The 21,567-nt window shown below is 54.7% G+C and carries 16 protein-coding genes; 7 read left to right on the forward strand and 9 right to left on the reverse strand.

Annotation, left to right across the window (positions count from 1 at the left end; all coding sequences use genetic code 11):
* Positions 1–91: 91 nt before the first annotated feature.
* Complete coding sequence (locus tag ACP7BS_RS07790) at positions 92–1,600, forward strand: DUF6538 domain-containing protein (RefSeq protein WP_426237378.1); 1,509 nt, start codon at positions 92–94, stop codon at positions 1,598–1,600.
* Positions 1,601–1,686: 86 nt separating this feature from the next.
* On the opposite strand, the gene ACP7BS_RS07795 is transcribed toward ACP7BS_RS07790, so the two are convergent.
* Positions 1,687–1,977, reverse strand: a complete 291-nt coding sequence (locus tag ACP7BS_RS07795; protein WP_426237380.1) for a hypothetical protein — start codon at positions 1,975–1,977, stop codon at positions 1,687–1,689.
* Between the two features lie 190 nt (positions 1,978–2,167).
* Positions 2,168–2,548, reverse strand: coding sequence for a BRO-N domain-containing protein (locus ACP7BS_RS07800; RefSeq protein ID WP_426237382.1), 381 nt, complete (start codon positions 2,546–2,548; stop codon positions 2,168–2,170).
* 99 nt (positions 2,549–2,647) lie between these two features.
* Between ACP7BS_RS07800 and ACP7BS_RS07805 the strand changes: the two genes are divergently transcribed.
* Both ACP7BS_RS07805 and ACP7BS_RS07810 read left to right on the forward strand, forming a co-directional pair.
* A complete protein-coding gene (locus ACP7BS_RS07805; RefSeq protein WP_426237384.1) occupies positions 2,648–2,992 on the forward strand; it encodes a hypothetical protein in 345 nt (114 codons plus the stop codon).
* A gap of 318 nt (positions 2,993–3,310) precedes the next feature.
* The gene (locus ACP7BS_RS07810; RefSeq protein ID WP_426237386.1) at positions 3,311–4,168 is read left to right on the forward strand and encodes a hypothetical protein; all 858 of its coding nucleotides are present in this window, start codon (positions 3,311–3,313) and stop codon (positions 4,166–4,168) included.
* A gap of 352 nt (positions 4,169–4,520) precedes the next feature.
* On the opposite strand, the gene ACP7BS_RS07815 is transcribed toward ACP7BS_RS07810, so the two are convergent.
* Positions 4,521–4,817 (reverse strand): hypothetical protein, encoded by a 297-nt coding sequence (locus ACP7BS_RS07815; RefSeq protein ID WP_426237388.1) that lies wholly within the window; start codon positions 4,815–4,817, stop codon positions 4,521–4,523.
* Between the two features lie 549 nt (positions 4,818–5,366).
* Positions 5,367–5,651, reverse strand: a complete 285-nt coding sequence (locus tag ACP7BS_RS07820; RefSeq protein WP_426237390.1) for a hypothetical protein — start codon at positions 5,649–5,651, stop codon at positions 5,367–5,369.
* Between the two features lie 158 nt (positions 5,652–5,809).
* Here ACP7BS_RS07820 and ACP7BS_RS07825 point away from each other — a divergent pair, with 158 nt between their 5' ends.
* Together ACP7BS_RS07825 and ACP7BS_RS07830 are read left to right on the forward strand one after the other, a co-directional pair.
* A complete protein-coding gene (locus ACP7BS_RS07825) occupies positions 5,810–6,790 on the forward strand; it encodes a hypothetical protein (RefSeq protein WP_426237392.1) in 981 nt (326 codons plus the stop codon).
* A 281-nt stretch (positions 6,791–7,071) separates the two neighbouring features.
* Positions 7,072–7,464 carry a hypothetical protein gene (locus tag ACP7BS_RS07830; protein ID WP_426237395.1) on the forward strand — a complete coding sequence of 131 codons (393 nt, stop codon included), beginning with the start codon at positions 7,072–7,074 and terminating at the stop codon, positions 7,462–7,464.
* Between the two features lie 475 nt (positions 7,465–7,939).
* Here the strand turns inward: ACP7BS_RS07830 and ACP7BS_RS07835 are convergent, their stop codons facing one another.
* The 3 genes from ACP7BS_RS07835 to ACP7BS_RS07845 all read right to left on the reverse strand — a co-directional run bounded on the left by ACP7BS_RS07835 (position 7,940) and on the right by ACP7BS_RS07845 (position 12,691).
* Positions 7,940–9,163 (reverse strand): hypothetical protein, encoded by a 1,224-nt coding sequence (locus ACP7BS_RS07835; RefSeq protein ID WP_426237397.1) that lies wholly within the window; start codon positions 9,161–9,163, stop codon positions 7,940–7,942.
* Between the two features lie 40 nt (positions 9,164–9,203).
* On the reverse strand, positions 9,204–11,780 hold the full coding sequence (locus tag ACP7BS_RS07840) for a hypothetical protein (RefSeq protein WP_426237399.1): 2,577 nt from the start codon (positions 11,778–11,780) through the stop codon (positions 9,204–9,206).
* A gap of 257 nt (positions 11,781–12,037) precedes the next feature.
* Positions 12,038–12,691 carry a recombinase family protein gene (locus tag ACP7BS_RS07845; protein WP_426237401.1) on the reverse strand — a complete coding sequence of 218 codons (654 nt, stop codon included), beginning with the start codon at positions 12,689–12,691 and terminating at the stop codon, positions 12,038–12,040.
* A 1,423-nt stretch (positions 12,692–14,114) separates the two neighbouring features.
* Here ACP7BS_RS07845 and ACP7BS_RS07850 point away from each other — a divergent pair.
* Together ACP7BS_RS07850 and ACP7BS_RS07855 are read left to right on the forward strand one after the other, a co-directional pair.
* Positions 14,115–17,921 carry an NACHT domain-containing protein gene (locus ACP7BS_RS07850; protein ID WP_426237403.1) on the forward strand — a complete coding sequence of 1,269 codons (3,807 nt, stop codon included), beginning with the start codon at positions 14,115–14,117 and terminating at the stop codon, positions 17,919–17,921.
* Between the two features lie 979 nt (positions 17,922–18,900).
* Entirely contained in the window at positions 18,901–19,161 is a 261-nt protein-coding gene (locus ACP7BS_RS07855) for a hypothetical protein (protein ID WP_426237405.1), read from the forward strand.
* A 13-nt stretch (positions 19,162–19,174) separates the two neighbouring features.
* On the opposite strand, the gene pdxA is transcribed toward ACP7BS_RS07855, so the two are convergent.
* Both pdxA and ACP7BS_RS07865 read right to left on the reverse strand, forming a co-directional pair.
* Positions 19,175–20,158 (reverse strand): 4-hydroxythreonine-4-phosphate dehydrogenase PdxA, encoded by a 984-nt coding sequence (pdxA, locus tag ACP7BS_RS07860; protein ID WP_426237407.1) that lies wholly within the window; start codon positions 20,156–20,158, stop codon positions 19,175–19,177.
* 61 nt (positions 20,159–20,219) lie between these two features.
* Positions 20,220–21,353, reverse strand: a complete 1,134-nt coding sequence (locus ACP7BS_RS07865; protein ID WP_426237409.1) for an iron-containing alcohol dehydrogenase — start codon at positions 21,351–21,353, stop codon at positions 20,220–20,222.
* Positions 21,354–21,567: the final 214 nt, after the last annotated feature.

Here is a 21,567-nt window from a genome sequence, read left to right on the forward strand (position 1 = left end):
TTTTCACTGTTTGATTTACAAATAGATGGCTGTTACCAGGGCCTTGAGAACGCCTCGGTGGTACACAGAGGTGGCCACATTGGTTTTACACATGCCCCGTCCGTTCAAGCACCCAAAGACTGGTGTCTACTATTTCCGTATGCGCGTCCCGGCCGATTTGGTCGGTGTCGTTGGTAAACGTGAGATAAAAATCTCGCTGGGAACCAAGGATCCAGTTGCCGCCAAAGAGCTGTTCTCCGCAAAGGAGCAACAAGTCACGAAACGCTGGAAAGCTCTCAGGAACAAGCTAGAGCCTTTAACTCAAAAGCAAATCGTTGCTTTGAGCGGCAAGGTCTATCGGAAAATTGTCGAACAGTTTGACGAAGAACCCGGCAGTCCGCAAACGTGGCGGGAGATTACTGCGCTGGCTGAACGAGTAGCAGCTGGCGGAAATTTCGAGCAATGGTACGGTTCGAGCGTGGATGAGCTTCTTCTGAGCGAGGACACCGTAACCGATGAAGCGAGCCGTCAGCGCCTTATCCGGCAGGTACATCAAACGCTCCTCCTCGCAGCCGAGCAGCAATCCAAGAAAGCCGAAGGCGACTACACTCCGGACCCGAATGCCAATCGATTTCCCCCTTTGAAACCATGGGGTGCAAAAGCGAAAGCCGTAACGCTCACAGATTTGTTCAAGCTGTGGGAGCGCGATCACCTCGCTGACAAAGGCGCTTTGGGAACGCCAGCGGACTTCCTGCAGAAGATCGAAGACTTCAAAAGGCACCTTGGGCATGAGGACGCAGAGGCAATCACGGGTTTAAACATATCGGAGTATTGCGACATGCTTCGCCATGAGCGGGGCCTGTCTGCTAAGACGGTCAACGGTAAATACCTAGCCGCTATCCGTATTGTCTTCCGAGTTGGCCTCGCGAAATCTCGTATCAAAAGTGACCCCACAGCAAACGTTAAAATCTCTGTCCCGAAGGCTATCAAAGAGAGATCCAAGGGCTTCACAGACCAAGAGGCGACGACCATTTTAACGTTTGCCTTAGGCGATCCATCCTCTCTCGGTCAGATGTCAGAGCTTAACAAGTTGGCTTGTCGCTGGGTTCCTTGGATTTGCGCCTATACTGGAGCAAGAGGCGGGGAAATCACACAGTTGAGGCGGGAGGATTTTTCAGAGGAGTACGACATTCCGTTCCTCAAAATCACGCCAGAAGCGGGCTCGACCAAGACAGGGGTGTATCGGATGGTGCCGATCCATCCGCATCTTGTTGAACTGGGATTGATAGAACTCGTCCAATCGAGGCCCGAGGGCCCCCTGTTCTACATTCCGAACGACCGCAAACGAAAGCCGGGACACACTCAAGCAGCAAGCGTTCGGGGTAAGGTGAGCGACTGGGTCAGGGATGTTGCAAAGGTCACTGATGCACGTGTGCAGCCCAATCATGCGTGGCGGCACCGCTTCAAGACGGTCGCACGAGATGTCGATATTGCGCCTCGGTACATGGACGCCATACAAGGTCACGAAGATGGCAGCGCAAGTTCTGACTACGGCGAGAACACGATGAAGGCGCTATATCGTGAAATTCTCAAGCTCCCGAAATATGACGTCAAAGCCTAGTTGTGGGGGGCGTAATCTTTGCGGGGATTGATCACGTCGGATCCACGCCTCCCTAAGCTCAAGCGTCTCCCAGCATCTTTACCCAGCTAGAGGTAGTATCTGGCCATGATCAACAGCGGGAATGCCAATGTCTGGCGGATGCCACGCTCCCTTAAGGCGCTGGGGGCTGGCACAATCTTAATTTCCTTCCCTTTGAGCAGGGTCCGCAGCGTAAGTTTACCAAGGTCGGCTTCCACATCAAGGACTGGATCATAGAGAAGATCGAATGCCTCAGGTAGTCGTAAGGAGAAATATGAGAACGCGGTATCGTATCCCGGTGGAGTGGCCACGTCTTGAAACGGGCGGAATTTCCTTCGTGTGGCGGCTTTGATGGTCATGGTTCACTCTCCAGTTTGTTATGACCCTGAAAAGAAAAGCTAAATTCGCCGAAATTTCAAATACAAAATACATTTAAAAGGTACATCTGAGTAATCTATCCTTCAGTGGAGAGATTTCCGTCAATAACAACCAAGTGCAATCAACACGTTTCAATCCTGTGGTTGACAAATTACTCCTGCAGTGGAGCGATTATGTTGCTGTGGATAAACCCTTCTCTGACACCAGTTCATCCTCGGTCATCGCCCCGGAAACCACATGTTCCTCGACGTGGATGTAGCCACCGTCGTTGCGGATGGCGGGGAGGACGACCTTGGTCACCCAGTTCTGGAACTCCTTGGCCTCGGGCTTGTCGGAGCGCATGACCAGTTTGTAGAGCCCGCTATCAGACACAAGGTTCAGTGAGGGAGCGCGACTACCTGAGAACAGCTCAGGGAGTTCCTTACGCCCCGACCGTCGCTTCTCTTCAGGTAAGAGCCCGGTGAGCCATTGGCTGGTCCCAGCGTGGAGGTCCATATCAAGACACTCGCTGACGTCTGCACCCACGTACCAAGGCTCCCGGATAGTAACCACCCGGATGTAGGCGTCCGTTCCGGCAGAAGGGGGGATTGACGGATAACAAGGCGCAAGGTTTAAAGGCCGACTGAGATGCAACTTTCCCGGAAAGCTGGAATGAGAATTGCGATTATTGGCGTGGCGGTGATCGGCCTGGTAGGTTGCGAAACCAAACTGCCATCAGAGATGAGCTATACCGAAATCAAGCAACTTGCTCAGAAGCTTATCCAGCGGTGCATTGATCAAGGCGCGACTCCGAACAGCGCGGAAATGGATGCCTGTTTGCATCAAGAGAAGCAACGCGAGTTGACAACCCGGTACGATAATCGAGCGGCACTGCGCGATGTCGGCAACGGCCTCCAAAAGGCGGCTGATAACTATAACCGCAACGCTACCCAGAACCGGCCCGTAACTTGCACAAGTACGCCGATGGGGCCGACCATACGAACCACTTGCTACTGATACGTCCGAGATTGCCCTCCTCTCTTTGCAGCTGACCCGGGTGTGACCTCGGGACCCAGGTCGACCGATAAACATCCGCAGCGCCTCGGACACCGCATTGATGTCCCGCTTGATGAGCCAAGTGACCGCTTTGGTTTCACCACCGCGATCCTGCTCGATCTCCTTGCTCATTCTGGAGGCTAACCGTGCTGCGCCAAGGTTGCTCATGTCGATTTCGAGTTCGACCTGTCGTTGGAAGTCAGCGGTGTGGATTGTCATTAAGTCTCCATGCAAAGAAGTGGATGCAACGCCCGAACATGTTGATATTTGGACGAAGAAATGCTGTCGTGGGTTATGGATGATGCAGAGTACAAACGCAGACAGGGCCTCAGTTTCTCGCAAGCGGAAGGACACGAACCTCTGCCGTCACAGCTTCATCTAGGTGAACTACCAGCATCAGTCAGGGCTGAGCTTTGGGCCGTTTTCCACAGCCAGATAAAGCGCAATATTACCAACTTCCAATACGAGCTAAACGTCCCTTTCCTTCGGGTCGTGGAAAGACACTGGGTCAGAGTCGAACACCGCATGATCGATGAGTTTGACGGGCGCCCTGACAAAGTGGAGGCCCATTGGAAAGCTTACTTCCACGAAGTCACGAAGTATGACGTTTGCTTAGGCTTTGTGCAGTGGATGCTAAGAGCATTCCAGAGCCCGTCATTAAGCCAAGCTGTTTCTAACGTACTGGTCCGAACACGTGCAGCGTATCGGGTGGTTAGCGGCGACACAATTATGCCTGTGGCATCTGCGGAAGAAGCGGCAGCCATGGTGAACGCTATCCGTACCACCGACACGGCGCAAATGCCCGCAGCTAGGCAGCATCTCCTTGATGCGGCAGCAGAACTATCAAGCGGAAATTATGCCAATAGCGTAAGGGAAAGCATGAGCGCTGTTGAATCAGTAGCCTTAGCGAGCACTGGTGAGACAAATTTCGCAAAGGCGGTAGGGGTAATGGACGGGCGGCGACCGATGAATGGCGCTTTCAAGATCGCCGTCAACCGGCTTTACGACTACACCTCACAGGAGCCGGGGATAAGACACGCCAAGAAAGAAGCAGCGGTAGCGGATGTGGAGGAGCGCGAGGCAATATTCATGCTTGGTGTCTGCGCTTCCTTTGTAACCTACGTGTTGGCCGAGTAGATTCACCACCCCAGGTCTTCGTGGGGCAGATACACCTGAACGTGCTTGGGGATTTCGTTCAGCGGACCCTTAGTCAGCTTGTTGACCGAAGCGCGGAAGAAGAACCGCCAGCCATCGCCGGTCGCCGGGACTGCACGGTGGTAGTCCCGAGCATCGAACTCGTAGATTTGACCGCTCCCGGTGCCCGTAACGTGCCCCTAGCGGTATGCCGAGGTTTCGTGAAGGACCGCACTTCAAATGTCGCGGCTTTGGTCATGCGGGTTCAAGTCCCGCCGTCCGAGCCAATCGAAAAATAAGATACCTGTGCCCTTCAAGAGTTTTCACGCGCTTTCGCAAATCACAGTTGGTCGAGTTAATCAAGGCAGGTCACTTGCGCCCAACCATAGCCGCACTGGTTGCCTTCGTGAGTACCCTGTTTAACCAGTCTAAACGGGGAAACCTTTTTGGTACCATCGATGTAGACCGTGCAAATGTCGGCAGCCGCCTGTTCGTAGCTCGTGCCGCAGGTGTAGAACGCTTGTACCTGTACCGGGCACTTGTTTACGAGTTCTCCGATACAAAATCGCACGGTGGTATCCGCCAAAGCGGAAGTCATATTGGGAAGGAGCGCGACAATCGCCACTGTGGCCGTTAGGATTCCTTTATACATTCGCTTAGTCCTCCATTGTTTCATCACCTCGATCCACTGAAGAACCGTTGTGCAGCGCGAAATTGTTTTGTCAGAAATAACTATCTTAGGTTTTGCATTTTTGTCAATTGTGTATTAGCTTTCACTTATTGATGAAGGAGGGGTGATTATGAGAAGTCTACTCAAGACACTTGGCGTGGTACCGCTGTTCCTGAGCCTCCACGGGGCCGCCCTTGCAGACATTACCGTGGTAATGAACGGATGGGATGTCTTACCTCAAGCCCAGATTACTCAAGGTCGTGCCGGAAACTGTGAGGCAAATACGACGGTCTGGGGCCCAGGAAGAATGACAAAAGGTTTTTCCCAGACTTTCTCTGGTGCAGGTAGTAGTGGAGAAGACATCTGCTATCGGCGCACTGCGGACCCGCTCAATCCCAGTTCGGGTTGGGGGCAATGGGGCCGTTGCTCTTCAGATGGCGAATGCCAGATCCCATGATACCGCTGTTTCGGCAAAAGACCTAACCGACGAACCGCACCTTCGGCGTCTCTGGCCCCAGAGCAGCAGCGACATCATCCAGGGGCCGAGAGTGACAGCTCCATGTCACGCTGCGTGACCGACATGTTCGTATTGTCCATCCAGTCCATAATCCTCTTCGCGTCGATTCCCCGCATTGCCAGCAGTGATGCATAAGTGTGACGGAAGATGTGGAAAGGCTGGGTGAACTCCGCGTAATTTCCGCCGAGCTTGTCGTAGGCCTCGTTGAGGTGACGACGACAGTTATCGAGGTTCAGATCGCCAAAGGGCCGCTCACGGTCGGTCCCATAGATCCGGCACTGGGCAAGGGTATTCTTCACGCGGCGCTGGGGTATTTCGTTGAGCGGACCCTTTGTTAGTGTTGACTGAGGCGTGGAGGAAGACCCGCCAGTTGTCGCCCGCCTCGGGGATTGCAGAGCGGCCGCACCTCAACTAAATCGTGTATGTTGTCGTGATCTAGTGAGGAAAGTGACTGAGCATGTTGAGCGAGACTAAAGAGGAGCGTGAGACCGTTTCCGACTATTTCCACGGTCAAGCTCCTGATCTGGAAATCACGTTTATTCAGAAGATTTACTCCGAGCATCTTCTGGACCACGTCCATGATGTCTGGGATGTCCACACCGACAAAGACAGATGGTGGGTCATAACGAACCCAACGAACCTTTACTCACAGGAGCAGTTTCCCAATCTCGATTATGCTGTGACCTTTCATATGGGCCTGTGTCTCAGGATACCAAGGAACCTAAAGCAACACCCTAGTGATCGGAAAGTTCTCCCGTTCGGCACTGTCTTCAGCGAACTCGAGGCCGCCACCTTGGCTTTGTCTCAGGCGACAAACATATCCGGCTATCAAGCTGTGGGAATGCGCAGCCGCGAAACCCTCCTCGCGTTCATTGCCATAGCGCAGGACTGGTTCACGCCCGAGGACGGCAAGGAGACGCCAAAGAGGGCCGATTTCAAGGGGTGGTCGGAGCTTATCTACGACACTCTTCTCTCTGGAAGAGACCAGAAAGACCGTCGCCGCCTCTTCAAGACCTTGTCGAAGGAAGCTTGGGATTTCGCGGCATGGCTGACCCACGCGAAGTCTGCGACTTGGCGAGATGCCGAAGCCTGTCTCTCGACCACAGGACACATCATAGGTCTGGCAAGCTCATTGTTGATCTTGTGGATGCGGGAGGTGCCCGAGGCTTGCCCAGACTGTGGCTCCCCCAATCTCAACCCAGAAGAAGGCCATAACCTTGAGATGCCGGAAGTGGTCTGGGAGCGGCCGACCTGCGCAGACTGTGGTTGGGAAGGAAAGGCAATACCGATCGATGAGGAGGAGCCCGGTGAGGAACTGAGGGAGATCATCCGTCGGTATAACGCGGTGGAACAATTGGACGACTGCACAATACCCACGGTGCCGCTCAGGAAGCTGACAACCCCTGCCGCCACCCCTGATGACAAAAGACACCGATAGGCCGACAGGCGAGCGAAACACACATATGAGGTAGACCTAAAGCTCGGCACTGCGAGGGTGTTCTTGGCGGGAAGCCAGCGACGGGATCGCCAGCCTCACCAAGGAGCGCGTTTATCATGCCCCGGCATCCAGAGCGTTGGCTTGCGCTAACGCCCATGAAACGCCCCCACCGAACCAGCGAATGGGCGATGTTTGACAATGCGGACTGAGCGCGTTTCGCTTTCGACACAATCGGCACCGGCCCAAGCCGTTAGCGTTCGGTCGCGCTGGAAGACGGGGATATGTCCATACCTGTCCAGAGCCTTTCGGATGACGTGGACTTTCCCGCTGGGGTCGTGACCGAGGTCAACGAGCTTCCGACACAAAGGCGATATCGGACCCTTGGTCGTACTGCGGTTTCGACGGGAAGTGAGATCGACCGTAAGGCCGCTTTCGACGTGACGGGCCGTGTAAGAGCCGATCAGTTCAATGGTATGCATGGCGGTGACGACCGCTGGGATCAATGCAGGATACCTTTCCTGTTGGTGATGAAGGGGGATGAAGTTGGTCGCGTTGCTGTCGGCCACTGCGTTCAGACCGGCGACCTTTGTGATGCGGTAGACGCGATTAAGCAGCGCTACGGTATTTGGGCGGGGCTCGGTGCCGCAGTCCGCCTGAAGCGCGTCTATGGTTGATACCGGTGAAGACGCAGACGGTGGCCCAAGAATGCTCCGGTGATGCCTCCGGCGTTGGAGACCACATGTCACAAATCGTCCTGGGTGATGACCATGGTTCTGCTGCGATCTGCCTTGGCTGTCTGTTTAGGAAGGGATCACTGATCCTCCTCTTCCCGGTTCAGAGCCTTGGTCTGTATCTCGGAAGGCTCTCGCGTGGATGCCACGGTGATCACCTGCGGGAGAGGACCACAGTCTCAGCCCAAGGTTCATACGCAGGAGCAGACCGTGGTTACCTGCAGTGCTACCATGGTCCATGAGAGGAGAGGTGTTAAACACCCTCCCTTCTGATCAGGGAGCCATAGCCAAACCTCAGTCCACTATGGTTACACTATAGTTCAACCATAGGGGCTCTGCCCATGGCTCCTACTGTTGCCCCTATTGCCGGACGACAGCCGGAGGCCCCGGAGTTAACCGAGGCCGCAGCAGTGCATTGCTAGTTTGGATATTCCGACTGCCATTGCGGCATGTCATGGATCATCGTGTTGAGAGCAGCGACGATAGGCACCATGTTGCCAAACGGAAGAATGCGCGGGATTGCCCGGGCTTCCTCCTGAGACCAGTCACGGCCTTCGAAGAGACCAGCCAGTGAACGGCCAGCCTGAATGACATCGTCGATGCCACCCGTGGTCGGGCTTCCGAACAGCATGTTGCTGACCTGACCGGTGGTACGGGTGTGCGAGAAGATCGCATCCTGACCACTGGCATACATCCCGGTGTCGACCAGCATGGGAACGATGGACGAAGCCCCAGCTCTCGCGAAGGAGGCGCTGCCGATCTTGTTCCATGTCAGCCGGTTCTCGGCCCAGCCATCCTCTCGACCAATGGATTGAACCTTGGTCTGAGCCACGTAAGCAGCCCCGGCCATCGCCATGGTTCCGATAGCAGCCCCAAGAGCGGGACCATCGCGGAAGTGGAGAGACTTGAGCGTCTGACGGGCATAGGCTCCGACCATGAAGGTACGGAACTGCATCAGCATCTTCGCCGCAGGATGAGACATCCACGGGATCAGGTTGCCAATGTCGTTCTTCTGGATGATCTGCTTGACCGATCGATCGACCGCACCAAGGAACGCCTCACGCGCTTCTTTATCGGCCCAGTTGTCGAAGTGAGGCCGGGTCACCTTCTTGTTGGTGATGAGCCCATTGGCGAACTCAAAGTTCCCCGGCTCGTCGAACATCTTCATGATGCGCCCGGTCATTGCCTCGTCGAGACCGAGGTCAGCCAGTCGTGCCTTGGACATACCCTTGCCGCCAGCCGCTGCCATGTTGGCGAACTTCTGTACGACCGAGGCTGCGGTCCAGCGCTCCAGCATGATGTTGGCCTGTCGCATACCTGAGGCTTCCGCCGTCACGTTGTTCATGCGGTTCAGGTTTCGGTCGATACGGTCACGCCAGCGACCAGCGTTGGTTTCAGCCACGCCGATCTCGTCGAGCTGGTAGTTGTTCCGGTGCAGGAGCCTTTCGGTCCCGACACCCAGCCAAGTTTCCAGATCGTCACCGAGGCCAGACTTGAGGATTGTTTCCCCGCTCTGGCCCATCATCCGACGCATAGCCGGCACCTGAGACATTGCTGCCTTAAAGCCGAGCGTCCCTACTGTTGATCCAATTTCAGATACCTGGGCGAAACCGACTTGGTTCATGATCCGGCTGAAGTTCATCTTCCGAATTGCCCGAGACCACCAACCGAAATCGGTGTTCTCAGCCCCCCGACACTGGACGGCCACGGATTGAACTGTAGGCCATATCGAGATTAGCGATGTCCTTCTCGATCTGCTCCTTGGCCATCTTGCCAGACGAGATCAGCTCAGCGCCACGCCGACGAACCAGCTCCTTATAGTGGTTGAACTCGCCATCGCTCTTGAAACCGTTGATGAGAACTTCGCCGGTCTGTGGGTCTTTAAAGCGGTAGCGCGACAGAACCACGATGCCCGACATATGCCGAGCGTAGGACAGGAAGTTGGACGAGGCGTCGGTGTTGATCAGGTCCAAGATGCCGAGGCCGTCTTCATCTACGGTACCGTCTCCGCGAAGAACGTTGTCGAAGCGGAAGGTCTCGTCGAGTAGGAGCCTATGCTTGGCCCGAACATCGTCCCCGGCGTCTGCGGTCTTCTCCTTCTTGAACCGCTGCAGAACAGCGTCTGCATCAGCCCGGGAGAGACCACCGTCGAGCGTTAGAACCTCCATCAGGCTCTCGATGTCGTCGCCACCCATTGCACGTACCGAGGCATCCTCAAGGCCATGAGCCCGGTTCGTGATGGCACGGGTGAAACCCTTGGACAAACTGTCGATCAGGCTTTCTTCCATGTCGGCGTTCGCCTTGCGAATTGCTCCAACGATGAGGTCCTTAACGGTCCCGTCGACATAGTCCTTGGTGATCTCGACGAGCTTGTCGCTATCCCAACGGCGCATGGCATAGTGCGGATTGGCTTGCCACCGCTCGAAACCGGCGACACTGTCCCCGGTCATGCCCTCGCGGACGAACGGGTTCTGCGCCATCTGACCGACCTCCTGATAGAGCTTGGCCTGATGATTGCCCATCTTGATGACTGCTGGGTCATAACGCTCGGAGCGCCCCGGAGTCCGGTCCACAATGTACTTGTAGACCTGATCATTGAAGTCGCGCTCGACCTTCGGACCATCTGTCCAGCCAGTGGAGTGACGAGCCTTGAAGTCGTCGAAGGCCGGGCGGTAGGTCTTCATGTAGGACGTTGCCCAGCCGGTCCAGAAGCGGCTCTGCTCCTCGGAAGCGGAGATGGCGTTGACTGCACCGTTCTTCTTTCCGACGCCGTCATTGACCAGCCCTGCGCCAACCCGGGTAAGGGTGTTCGGGGACTTGTCCATCTGGGCATAGAGGTCGACACGGGCACCGAGGAAGGCAGACTTCTCGATCTCTGCACCGCCCACGAACTGCAGGGCTTCGTCGTTCAGGAAGTCCTTCGGGGTTTGAGCCCGAGCGGCACCTGTGGAGCCAGCCATCTTGATTCCGGGCAGCTCACCATCGAACGCCTTACGGGCTTCATCAGCTACACGTTGGATGCACACAGCCTCTCTCAGGGTCGCTGGGTTGCGCCCGAGAGCGCCGACGACTCCACCCACGCCCAGACCAAAGACCGAACCATAGAGCATGTCCGTGGCATCCTGATGTGGATTGACGGACCAACCCACGGCACCAGCAGCGGCACCACCGGCAGCGCCAGCGGCACCCGCGTTGAGAGCCCGGTACAACTTTTCCGACCTGCGAACGCCCATGAACTGAGGTGCTACCGCCGCTACTAGGAAGTCAGCCCCAACCTCCAGTGGGTCCACCATGGCAACGCCGACACGGAGGGCGGTTCCTACCCAACCAGCGTTGTTAAGCAAAGTTTGGCGTTCGATGTCGCGTCGAGCATCCGCAATGATCGCCCCATAGTTTTCCTCAGAATGCGCTCTGGCCAGCCAAGGGCTGTAAACCTTTGGGTCGCCGCCCAAATCCTTGAGTTGCTGGAGATCGGCCTCGATGCGGCTGTTGGTCAAGCCCCAGTTCTTGTCCCGGCCTGTCTCCGGTGGCGACTGGAAGGCCCAAGCCGTGGTGCTTTCGGATTTCCAAGCGGCTTCCGTTAGCTCACTGATGGAGGCCTCTGGCCGGTCCTGAGGTGGGAGGTTGTTAGGATTGCCGCGAACGACCGGGGTATTCTGGCCTGACAGCGGATTGGACTTCGGATCATACTTCTGTTGACCAGCAGCCAGCACCTCGTCGAGGATGGGCGGGAGGTCCTTGAGTTTGACCGAAGGGTCCTTGATCTGCGACTGGGCGAGCATCTCGCTCTGACCACCGACAGGAGCCTCAATACCAAGCGGGTTACCCCAGCCTCGGTTGATCGCAGCTCCGAACTCAGGGTCGAGGTCAGCGGAGGTTGTGGACGGACCCCAAGCTGTCTTGGAGCCATCACCTACGTGGATGCCCCAATCGTAGTGACCGATGCCCGTAAAGCCAAGACTTGCAGCGTTCTCCATGTATTTCGCGTAGAGAGCCTTGTCCTGTCCAGGTCGAATTTCCTTACCGTTGCGCATGAGAACGAGGTCAGCCGTGTGGCTGTGGCCGGTATGATCGACATCATGCCTTGTCGAACCGGTACGCTTGCCGCCCGATCCCTTCGGGGCTTGACCACCAGAGGTAATCGCGATGCTCAAGCTCGGGTCTGTCATTTCTGCTGCTCGACGCATACGCGCCAGAGCTTCGTCGCTCACCGGCTTGTCTCGGGTCTTGCCCTTGGTGTTGTTGATGATGTCAGCCATTGGTTTCTCCAAATGAAAAGGCCCCAGGTGTGAACCGAGGCAGTAGGGCCGTGGAGGCCGATAAGGGCGGATTGTTGAGTTAGTCGTTGAGGAAGGTTTGGTGCAAAATCAAAGTGAAATTGCTCCTGTTGCCCCTAATCACCACGCTTCATGTTGCGGAAAACCGGTTCCACGGACGTTCTCTGGTTTCGGCTGGGGTAGTGGCTAACGAACACGAAGGGCAATGAAACGTCTCGACCGCACCGCTTCTAAGCGCATCAACCATCGCTCGGTTGCTTTGCCGACGCCTCAGTCTTCACACGCTGCGAGAGACGGGACAGGGTGGACCGTGAGCAACCCGTCGCAGCAATAATGCTGGCCCAGCTTTGACCGTTCCCGAGCATTTCCATGATGGACACATTGCGCTTCTCGTTCTCCGGGCGTCCCCGATAGACACGCTCGTCCCCGGTCTTCACCTTTGCTTTGGCAATGCCCTGAGCCTGTCGTCTCCTCCGGTCCTCGTAGTCCTTCCTTGCAATCGCAGCCAACATGTCCAGCATCATGCCGTTGACGGCGTCGAGCATTCGGCTGCTGAAATCATCACCGGAGTTGGCCAACTGGTACGACGTGGGCAAGTCCAAGGCGACCACTCGTACTCGCTTCATGCCAATCTCGGCTTTCAGCTTCGTCCAGTCCTCGGCGTTCAAGCGACTGAGACGGTCTACCTGTTCGACCAGAAGGACATCGCCGGGATGGCAATCAGACAGCAACCGGAACAGTTCAGGACGGGCCAACGATGCGCCGCTCTCGTTCTCCATGTAGAAGGCTGCGATCTTCAGACCGCGCTCGTCGACAAACCGAACCAGATCGTCCTTGGCGCGGCTGGCGTCTTGATCTTTGGTGCTGGCTCGGAGATAGGCGCGGACGTACATGGAAACCACCTTGGTTCGATTTGGGTGGTTCTGTTATCAACGGTTCCTTTTGGGTAGTCAATAGGCACTTATCGAACCACTCTCAGGTAAGTTCTCCAGAGGCACACCCAAAATACTATTCTTCTGGCTCTCATATTAGAATTATGCGCTGTAGTCCGTCTCGTTCAGTCTGCAACAACGCCTAGCACTTCGGTATTGGTTCTGGATGGGAAATGCATACAACGAGTCGAAGGGGGTACGGGGGGACTTGCGCGAGGTGTATATCTGATGGGGCGCTCGGAAATTTTAATAGAATATTTCCATGAGTGCAGACTGAGACTGCGGATAGTGTTTTTGGGTGACATCCCGGCCGATGCCAAAGGCTTGACGCTGTGCTACGTCGACCAAAGCTAGTGTCCAATGTTGGTTCTGGGCATAGAGTGAGCAGTGCGCTCATTTCGCGGGACTAAACGTGCATGTGCCGTCGCTTGAACCTAACCCTCTATGACATGTTGGCTGCGAACAGGATTTTCCGTGCTTCTTCTACGCCAACCCACCGACCGTGGCTCGCTATAAGCTTGTGGATTAGCCGATGACAGCAAGCGCATAGAAGAGCCATATCAACAACCCGTGTCGATCTTTCACTTTCGGCTTCCGCAAGTGGCAGCCGGTGATGGGCTTCAAAAAAACTCTCCTGCAAGTCCCTTGTAAGCACCGGGGGTGCGAAGTCACATGTTTCGCAAACCAACGAGCTCCCTAGCCGCTTCTTCAGCAGCCGTAAACGAAGACGACGGTCCCTTTGCCTATGACGAGAAGTCAACCAGCGACCTTCAATGAAGACCTCGTCATCGGGCGTGATCGTTTCGGGAGCGACAAGCGTAAGAGTTACTTTCAGTGCCTTAGCGATAACATTAAGCTCCCCTCTACGGTTCCCGGGAAAATCCATTACAACCGCAAAATCGGTCTTCGAAAAAGTGAGCCCCCTTCCGGGCTCCACCGCCGAGAATAAATTCTGAAGCTTCAGCGCGACCCCATCTGCGTTACGAAAGCTTGCACGCCGGTTGCTGATGGGATGAATGTGGGCACTCCGCAGCAATGTTGAGAGGGCAGCGACGTCTGCATGACTACGGTCCAGTGGTTTGCCGTGACTATACAACAAATCTAGAGCCAAAATTGTCTCGTCACGCGTCCAGTCGGGATTTCCGTGTCCATCTGTCACAGGCATCCAATATTCTCCTCGCTTACAAATTTTGTTGCACAGGTTACATGTCAGAAAAACCAACGCAATTGGTGCTGCGACTGAAGGGATGGCTAACCGCGCGTGCTCTCGACGCGATAGATAACGCGATTGTAGCTCCGGGATTGAGCGAAAAAATTATTCGCGTATAGGTGATCGCCGCTATAGGTTTCCCGCAAGCGATGTGATTCGACAAGGGGAAATCGATTGGCTTTTAATCTAGAAAACTTAGGTGACGAGCGCTTTCAACAGCTTTGTCAAGCTCTCGTTTTGTGCGAACACTCCAATTTGCAGTGCCTCCCTGTAGGTCAACCAGATGGTGGCCGAGACGGATTTATACTCACCAATCTCAATGGGGGCTTCTCAGTTCTCCAAGTAAAATTTTCCAAAAATCCTTTGTCAAAAGACTCCCGTGAAGATTTTATTGAAGGCATTGTAAACTTAGAATCGAAAAAGGTTGAAAGGCTAAAAGAACGAGGCCTCAATAACTATATTCTCGCCACGAATGTCCAGGGTACTAGTCACCTGGATGCTGGTTCAATAGATCGCGCAAATGAAATACTTAAGGAAAAATTGGGTATAAATACTCAATGCTGGTGGCGCGATGACATAGAGCGACGCCTGGAGAAATATCCTCAGATACAATGGAGCTACTTGGATATTCTTAGTGGAACGGACGTTTTGGGAATGCTCCTCTCCAGAGGAGGCGTTAACCAGCTCGATCAGCGGATCGTCAGAACTATAAAAGCTTTTGTCGCCCATCAGTACGACCAGGACCGCTCTGCAAAATTCAAACAGCTCGACCTCGACAAGAATATTATGGATCTTTTCGTTGACCTTCCTGTAAGCGTAGAATTGGACGAAAGTTACGACAGTGCGAAATCAGCACTGCTGTCGGAAGCGTCTTCAACCATTGTTCTGAATAACAGGCAAAAGCCCGGTTTCTTTAATGATATAGTTATCCCCGGGGAGTCGTATGAGGAAGTGCCAGGTATCTTGGAGCTTCTCGTGACCGAAACTATTGGCTTGGCAGCGGATCGGATTGTAGTAGAGGGTGCCCCGGGGCAGGGGAAATCAACGATTACTCAGTTTCTTTGTCAAGTTCATCGGATGGTTCTGCTCCGGAAGCCTGAACTTGCTAAATTAAACGACCGTTATCGGCCGAAAGAGACTTTTCTGCCGCTTCGTTTCGACCTGCGGGATTACGCGCAATGGCTGGTGGGGCGGAACCCCTTCTCCGACAACCGCGCCAGCAATAGACCTGCAAACGCTTCTGACGTGCTTGAGAGCTTCATTGCGGCACAAATCCATCAGAATACGGGACAAGAGTTTTCCGCGACCGATTTGGTAACGTTCGCACAAACTGCTCGCTTACTTGTTGTACTCGACGGATTTGATGAAGTTGCCGATCCACTATTGAGAAACAAGATCGTAAAACATGTTTCTGATGCATATGTTCGGCTGCATGAAAGCGCCCTTGCAGTCCAATTTATCGTTGCGAGTCGCCCTACAGCATTTGCCAATTCGCCAGGCTTCCCGGCCGCTGAGTGGGCCCATCTAAATATTCTTTCGCTCACGCGCCACGAAATAGGCCAGTATACCCAAAAGTGGCTTTCGGCGATGAAGATTTCGGGACAAAAGCAAAGCGATATAATTCAAGTTCTCAAGTCTAAATTAGCCCATTCCCATGTTGCGTATCTGGCGAGAAATCCGATGCAACTGTCTATCCTGCTCACGTTAGTTTGGAAGCAGGGCTCTCACTTGCCTGATAAGCGCACGCCCCTTTATGACAAGTATATTGATATATTCCTCGATCGCGAGGCTGAGAAAAACGATTCCGTAAGAGACAATCGCGAGCTCCTCATACAAATTCATGGTTACCTGGCATGGCTACTCCAAACCGAGGCTGAAGGAGACCAATCTGCGGGAAAAATATCTGCGGAACGGTTGAAGAGTAAAGTAGAAGAGTTTTTGAGAGAAGGACACTTTGACACCGAAATCGTCGACGCAATGTTTACGGGCGTTACAGAGCGCGTGGTGGCGATAGTGTCGCGAATTACCGGGACATTCGAATTTGAAGTTCAACCTCTTCAAGAATATTTCGCTGCACGTTTTCTTTACGACACGGCGCCCTATTCACCTGCAGGAGATACCAAGCAAGGAACACTTCCAGATCGCTTTCAAGCCATAGCAAAGAATTTTTATTGGGCTAATGTTACAAGGTTCTTCGCAGGATACTACAGTTCTGGAGAACTTAATTCATTGTTATTTGAGATCGAGGAGTTGGGAGAGACAGAAGGCTACCGTCATATTGTTCACACGACGCGTCTCCGTCTTAATCTTCTTGCAGATCATGTCTTTGCACAGAAGCCCAAGATGATACCACTTCTCATCAAGCCGATTCTTGCTGAGACACGCTTTGATATGCTCCTCGCTAAGTTATTTACGGGAGACGCGGATTTCAACGGTTCGTTCCCTTGGGGACCTAGCAGAGACGAGGTCCTCGAGTATTGTCGCTTGCAGCTAACTCATTCGAACGAGTTTGACAGGTTAAGCGCAGTAGCTGCATTCGTGGCAAATATTCTGGAGGAACAAGACATATGGACATTTTGGAAGGCTTTGACTCCTCACGTCGATCCTCGATCTCTCCATATAGCTCAAGCTCTTGGTGTATTTGAAAAGATTGATAAAAGCCTAATTACCGAAGTTATTGATGGAGATTTAGGCTCCTCAATTGCTTTCTACTTGTTGACAGGCCGTCGCTATGAACTTTTGGATCAAGACCCGAAATTATGGGATTTATTAGTCAAAAATCTAGAACAGGGCGTAACTTTTCCCACGAACCTTCCCCGACCAACTACACCAATCTCCTCACTGGGCGTGAGTGTTCTAAGTCTGATTGGACTTTTCCATCTTCCATCAAGGTTTCCGCCAAGTGCCAATCGGCAACGTCTCACGCTGGCACAGGCCTTACCAACGGCAAGGGTAACCATGGGGATGGAAGCCAAAGAGTTGAGCGCTGTTGATCTAAGTTTCTTGAGTTCATGCGGCTCTAATCGGGCAATCATATTCAGCTCTCTCACCGACCTCCTAGATAATGACCTTGCGACGTTGGCGCAGAATCCGGCATTATTTGATGGTTTTTTTGCAGCGTACGCTCGGGAATTCCCCAACTCTATGCGCTTGCAAATATTAGCAGTTCGAGTTGTTTCCGGGTTTGCGTACGGTCGCAAAGGACCGCTTGATACCTCTTCACTCGCCAGTTCTTATTTGGCATTCGCCATCGATCTCGCGCAGAACTCCCGCAACAAGGGATGGTTATTGGCTAAGTTTCGTGAGGTTCTCTCCCAGAGAACAGTTCCAATGACCTTTCTGATTGGTTGTTTTCTGGGTCTGACAACCCGCCCAGTGATCGAGTATCGGACAGAACTCGCAGAGTGCATCGAGTTGATAGATCCCGAAGACTGGCACTCATTTTGTCACCAGTATGCCGAAAGTTTTGCGAACGGACGAATCTGGGGGTCAGCAAATTCCATAGTCCGTCCACGTAGAACGGACAAAGATCTCTCGCTTGGTCCAGAAACCTCCCGGCGCGTTGCATATCTTGCACTCATAGCCAACGGCGCTGATCCCTCGCTATCATTGGTGAAGACCCATTTCCCGCTGCCGGATGAGTGCGATAAGGATGAATTAAATGGAATATTGGCTCACCTTGAGGAGGGACGAAGGGATCCGAATTTCGATTGGTCAGCCGCTCTCCCGTACATAGTCACTGCATATCGCATTGGTGTCAGAATATCTTATCGGCGGACGTACAGACGAACGGCCCCTATCCCCGCCGATATTGCAATCGAGGTTTGCACCGGCGCTGCGCAATACCCTCTAGACCTTTTAAGCCTTTGCGAGGAAGCGCTTGGTAACGCAGCAGGTGCATGTGTTGAAAAAGTGGGCGAAATTGCCTCCCGGGAGTTTTGGTTTGAAGACGCTAGCGTTGCCATTGATCGCGTGATGTAAATTCCGATTGTGCAGCCGCAAAGAAGCAGAGTTGCCGCTGCACACTATGGATAGAAGCGGCTATGTTATGCCGTGAGTGGCTCTCGCCGCTGGTAATTGGGTTTGGCCGACACGGATATCGGAGAAATGGGCAAATCGCCTCTTTTATCCCAGCTTACACTCATCGAGCCGATGCCAACAACGGGCCTCGGACGGTGTTATTCCTGGCGAAAAAGAAGCAGAGGTGGGATTTCGCTAGTTCAGCTTTTCTAAGCGCAGCTTTTTGACCGGCTGAATTGGACACAAGCCTGGTACACAGTTATTGACCTAAATGAAAATTTATTCAATGAATACAGTGTACCTGTATTACCTCCACCGAGTTCAAATCTCTCTAGCAGCACCACTTTTTTCTCATATTAAGTCGATTTTCGCTTTTGGAACGAATGCAAAAGCTCATGGCTTGTGTTCCCTTGACTTTTTAGCAAAATAGAACATATAGTGAACAAATGGAACGTTACAGGCGGGGCGACCGTTAGTTCCTGGACGGCACGATCGCTGGGCCACCTAACCTTTGAGGTAAGACATGAGCCATGTTGATGAAATTACGGCGCGGACGCAGGCAGTTCTGGCGCGGTCGCGCGCATTCAGGGAACGGTCGCAGGCCATGCGGGAAGAGCACAGGGCTCTGATCGAGCGCGCCTCGATCAAGTCAGGCCAGCTTCATTTTGTATTTCCAGCCTCAAACTCCGATACCGCAAAGCATTGAGGGGATAATCTTGTGTCTACCAGAGAATGGGGGTCTTCAGCTCCCTTGAAAATCTTTTCGCGATGGCCGGAGATGTCACCACTGTAAACCAGACGCAACAAAAGTGGCTTGTGCAAGGATCACGTTCTACCTTTCAGTGAAAGCGCGGCGCCTGCAGGCGATAGGCCAGACGTCTTGAATGCATCACTGATCCCACTACATTGTCGCAATGAGCGTCCTTGCGGAGCGAGCCCAATGAAATCTGTCATTTTAATGAGTATCGTTGCTCTGATCCTCGCCTCTTGCACCACGCCGGATGTCGAACCGATCCCCGGCAGCATTACCTATGGCGGCCAACCGCGCACCAAGCTGACGAAATCGCCGATCGGCAGTCTCGTGCATAATTCATTCCGCACCGTGACAGGCGTTGCCTATGAGACCTATGTCATCCAGCCGGACCGCTCGCTGAAGCTGATCCGGCGGGAGATTCGAAGCGACTTTTTCGACCAAAACTAAGGTTGTCATCGCCTCAATAGGCGACGACAGTCCTGGGTGACCGGGCCACCAGCCGCGCATAGTCGATCGCCGACAGCATGTTGACATGGTTGGCCTTGCCGGTACCGGCAATATCGAAGGCGGTGCCGTGATCGACCGACACCCGGTCGATCGGCAGGCCGAGGGAGACGTTGACGGCGGTCTCGAACGCCACCAGCTTGATCGGGATATGTCCCTGGTCGTGATATTGCGCCACGACCAGATCGAAGGCGCCGCCATAGGCGCGGGCATAGACGGTGTCGGCGGAAATCGGGCCGACCACATCGATGCCCCTGGCCTGTGCCAGTTCGACCGCCGGCGCCAGAAACCTGGTGTCTTCATCGCCGAACAGGCCACCCTCGCCGCAATGCGGATTGATGCCCGCGACCGCGATGCGGGCCTTGCGGCCGAGACGCAGGAAATGCCGGTGCCCCGCCTCGATCGTTGCCAGTACCCGCTCGACGGTCGCCCGCTCGATCGCGGTGCGCAGCGATACGTGCGTGGAGACGTGGATCGTGTTCAATCGTTCGGATGCCAGAAGCATGAAGGAACTTTTGGAGCCGGTGAGGTGCGCAAGAAGGCCGGTATGACCATCGAAATGATGGCCGGCGAGGTTCATCGCTTCCTTGTTGATCGGCGCCGTGACGATGCAATCAACTTCGCCGGACAGCGCCAGTTCGACCGCGCGCTTGATGTAGCGCACCGACGCATCGCCGGCGACCGGGCTGACCTTGCCGATCTCCGGCAGGTCTCCATCGATCGCAACCTCATCGACGGCGATAGTACCTGCAGCGGGGGACGCTGAAAAATGCAGTTCCGTTCCCGTCACCCGGTTGGCCCGCTCCAACGCCTCGACATTGCCGACGACGACGAAGTTCGCCCTGTCGGTTTCCGGTAGCGACGCCAGCGCCTTGACGATGACCTCAGGACCGACGCCGGCCGGATCTCCCAGCGTGACGGCTACGCGCGATGTTCTCATGTTCAGTCCTCCATGCGGCGCTGTGGCCGTGGCTGCGATCCGGAGCCGCAGGCATGTTGCGTCAATAGGCGGCTTGATAGATCGAAAGAATGTCGTCGCGCGCGAGATCGCGCGGATTGTTGTCGAGCAGGCGGCGAATGGAAAAGGCGTCATCGGCCATGACGCCCAGATCCGTCTCCGGCACGCCGAGTGCCGAGAGCCGCATCTCGATGCCCAGCCCAGCGCAGAAACCAAACGCGGCATCAAACACCGAGGCCTGGTCGGCACCGGCCTTGAGATCGAGCGCTGCGATCACCTGCGCCGTCTTTTCCGCAGCTGATGGTGCATTGAACGCCAACACATGCGGAAAGATCAGCGCATTGGCGGCGCCATGCGCCACATGCCAGCGCGTTCCGAGGGGATAGGCCAGTGCATGGCCGCCGGCGGTATTGACCGGGCCGAGGCAAAAGCCGCCGTAAAGCGAGGCGAGCGACAGACCCGCCCGCGCCTCGGCATCCGAGCCATCGGCAACGGCGCGGGCAAGATAACGTCCGACCAGACGCACGCCCTCGATCGCGTAGAGGTCGATCATCGGATGCGCCTTGCGGTTGGTAAAGGCCTCGACACAATGGGCCATCGCATCGACGCCAGTGGCGGCGGTCGTCGCTGCAGGCACGGTAAAGGTCAGGCCCGGATCGATGACGGCGATGTCGGCGAGCATGTGGATGCTTTCGACAGCCAGTTTCGCCTGCGTTGCCGGATCGGTGACCAGGGCGCGGATACCGGCCTCGCTGCCGGTCCCGGACGTGGTCGGCACCTGCGCCAGTCCGGCCCGGCGGCGATGAGCCACCTTGCCCGCACCGACGACATCGCGCAACGTTTGACCGGAGCCGGAAAGGACCGAGGCAAGCTTGGCCAGATCCATGGCACTGCCGCCGCCAAAACCGACGATCAGATCGGCCTGCGCCTTATCGGCGGCGGCCAGCACCAGGTCGAGATTGTCGGTATCCGGCTCAGGCTTCACCTCCGAAAAAACAGTGACGTCTCCCGGCAATTCGAGCATGCCGACGCGCGATGCGTTGAACGCATCCGAGACGACGAGAATACGCGCAAAACCCTGGTCTTTCGCCCATTTTCCCAGTTTTCCAGCCACGCCGACGCCGAACTCGATGATATCCGGGCGGACGATCGTGATGGGCGCGTTCAAACTGGTCATGGACATGTCCTCGTTGTTTTCGCCGCATCATCCATTGAGGACAGCGAACAACATGTAAATTTGTTATATAAAACTGTCTTTCTTGGCAATAGCCAAGGTGTGCACAAGCGCTGTTTTATCCTTTCCAGTCCCGTTTGGCGAAGTCAGAACACGCCAATATTCCAGTAAGTAATTGTTTTAAATGATATTATGAAGGAAATTGTGAAGTGCATCT

The organism is Pararhizobium sp. DWP1-1-3 (assembly GCF_049896125.1).
Taxonomy (GTDB): domain Bacteria; phylum Pseudomonadota; class Alphaproteobacteria; order Rhizobiales; family Rhizobiaceae; genus Pararhizobium.

What these genes read in the sequence shown, in the direction of transcription:
- ACP7BS_RS07810 (WP_426237386.1), top strand. Translation starts at nt 3,311, where the DNA reads ATGCTGTCGTGGGTTATGGATGATGCAGAGTACAAACGCAGACAGGGC.
- ACP7BS_RS07840 (WP_426237399.1), bottom strand. Translation starts at nt 11,780, where the DNA reads ATGGCTGACATCATCAACAACACCAAGGGCAAGACCCGAGACAAGCCG.
- ACP7BS_RS07790 (WP_426237378.1), top strand. Translation starts at nt 92, where the DNA reads ATGCCCCGTCCGTTCAAGCACCCAAAGACTGGTGTCTACTATTTCCGT.
- ACP7BS_RS07805 (WP_426237384.1), top strand. Translation starts at nt 2,648, where the DNA reads ATGAGAATTGCGATTATTGGCGTGGCGGTGATCGGCCTGGTAGGTTGC.
- ACP7BS_RS07835 (WP_426237397.1), bottom strand. Translation starts at nt 9,163, where the DNA reads ATGAACTTCAGCCGGATCATGAACCAAGTCGGTTTCGCCCAGGTATCT.
- ACP7BS_RS07830 (WP_426237395.1), top strand. Translation starts at nt 7,072, where the DNA reads ATGTCCATACCTGTCCAGAGCCTTTCGGATGACGTGGACTTTCCCGCT.
- ACP7BS_RS07845 (WP_426237401.1), bottom strand. Translation starts at nt 12,691, where the DNA reads ATGTACGTCCGCGCCTATCTCCGAGCCAGCACCAAAGATCAAGACGCC.
- ACP7BS_RS07825 (WP_426237392.1), top strand. Translation starts at nt 5,810, where the DNA reads ATGTTGAGCGAGACTAAAGAGGAGCGTGAGACCGTTTCCGACTATTTC.
- ACP7BS_RS07855 (WP_426237405.1), top strand. Translation starts at nt 18,901, where the DNA reads ATGAAATCTGTCATTTTAATGAGTATCGTTGCTCTGATCCTCGCCTCT.
- ACP7BS_RS07815 (WP_426237388.1), bottom strand. Translation starts at nt 4,817, where the DNA reads ATGTATAAAGGAATCCTAACGGCCACAGTGGCGATTGTCGCGCTCCTT.
- pdxA (WP_426237407.1), bottom strand. Translation starts at nt 20,158, where the DNA reads ATGAGAACATCGCGCGTAGCCGTCACGCTGGGAGATCCGGCCGGCGTC.
- ACP7BS_RS07795 (WP_426237380.1), bottom strand. Translation starts at nt 1,977, where the DNA reads ATGACCATCAAAGCCGCCACACGAAGGAAATTCCGCCCGTTTCAAGAC.
- ACP7BS_RS07865 (WP_426237409.1), bottom strand. Translation starts at nt 21,353, where the DNA reads ATGACCAGTTTGAACGCGCCCATCACGATCGTCCGCCCGGATATCATC.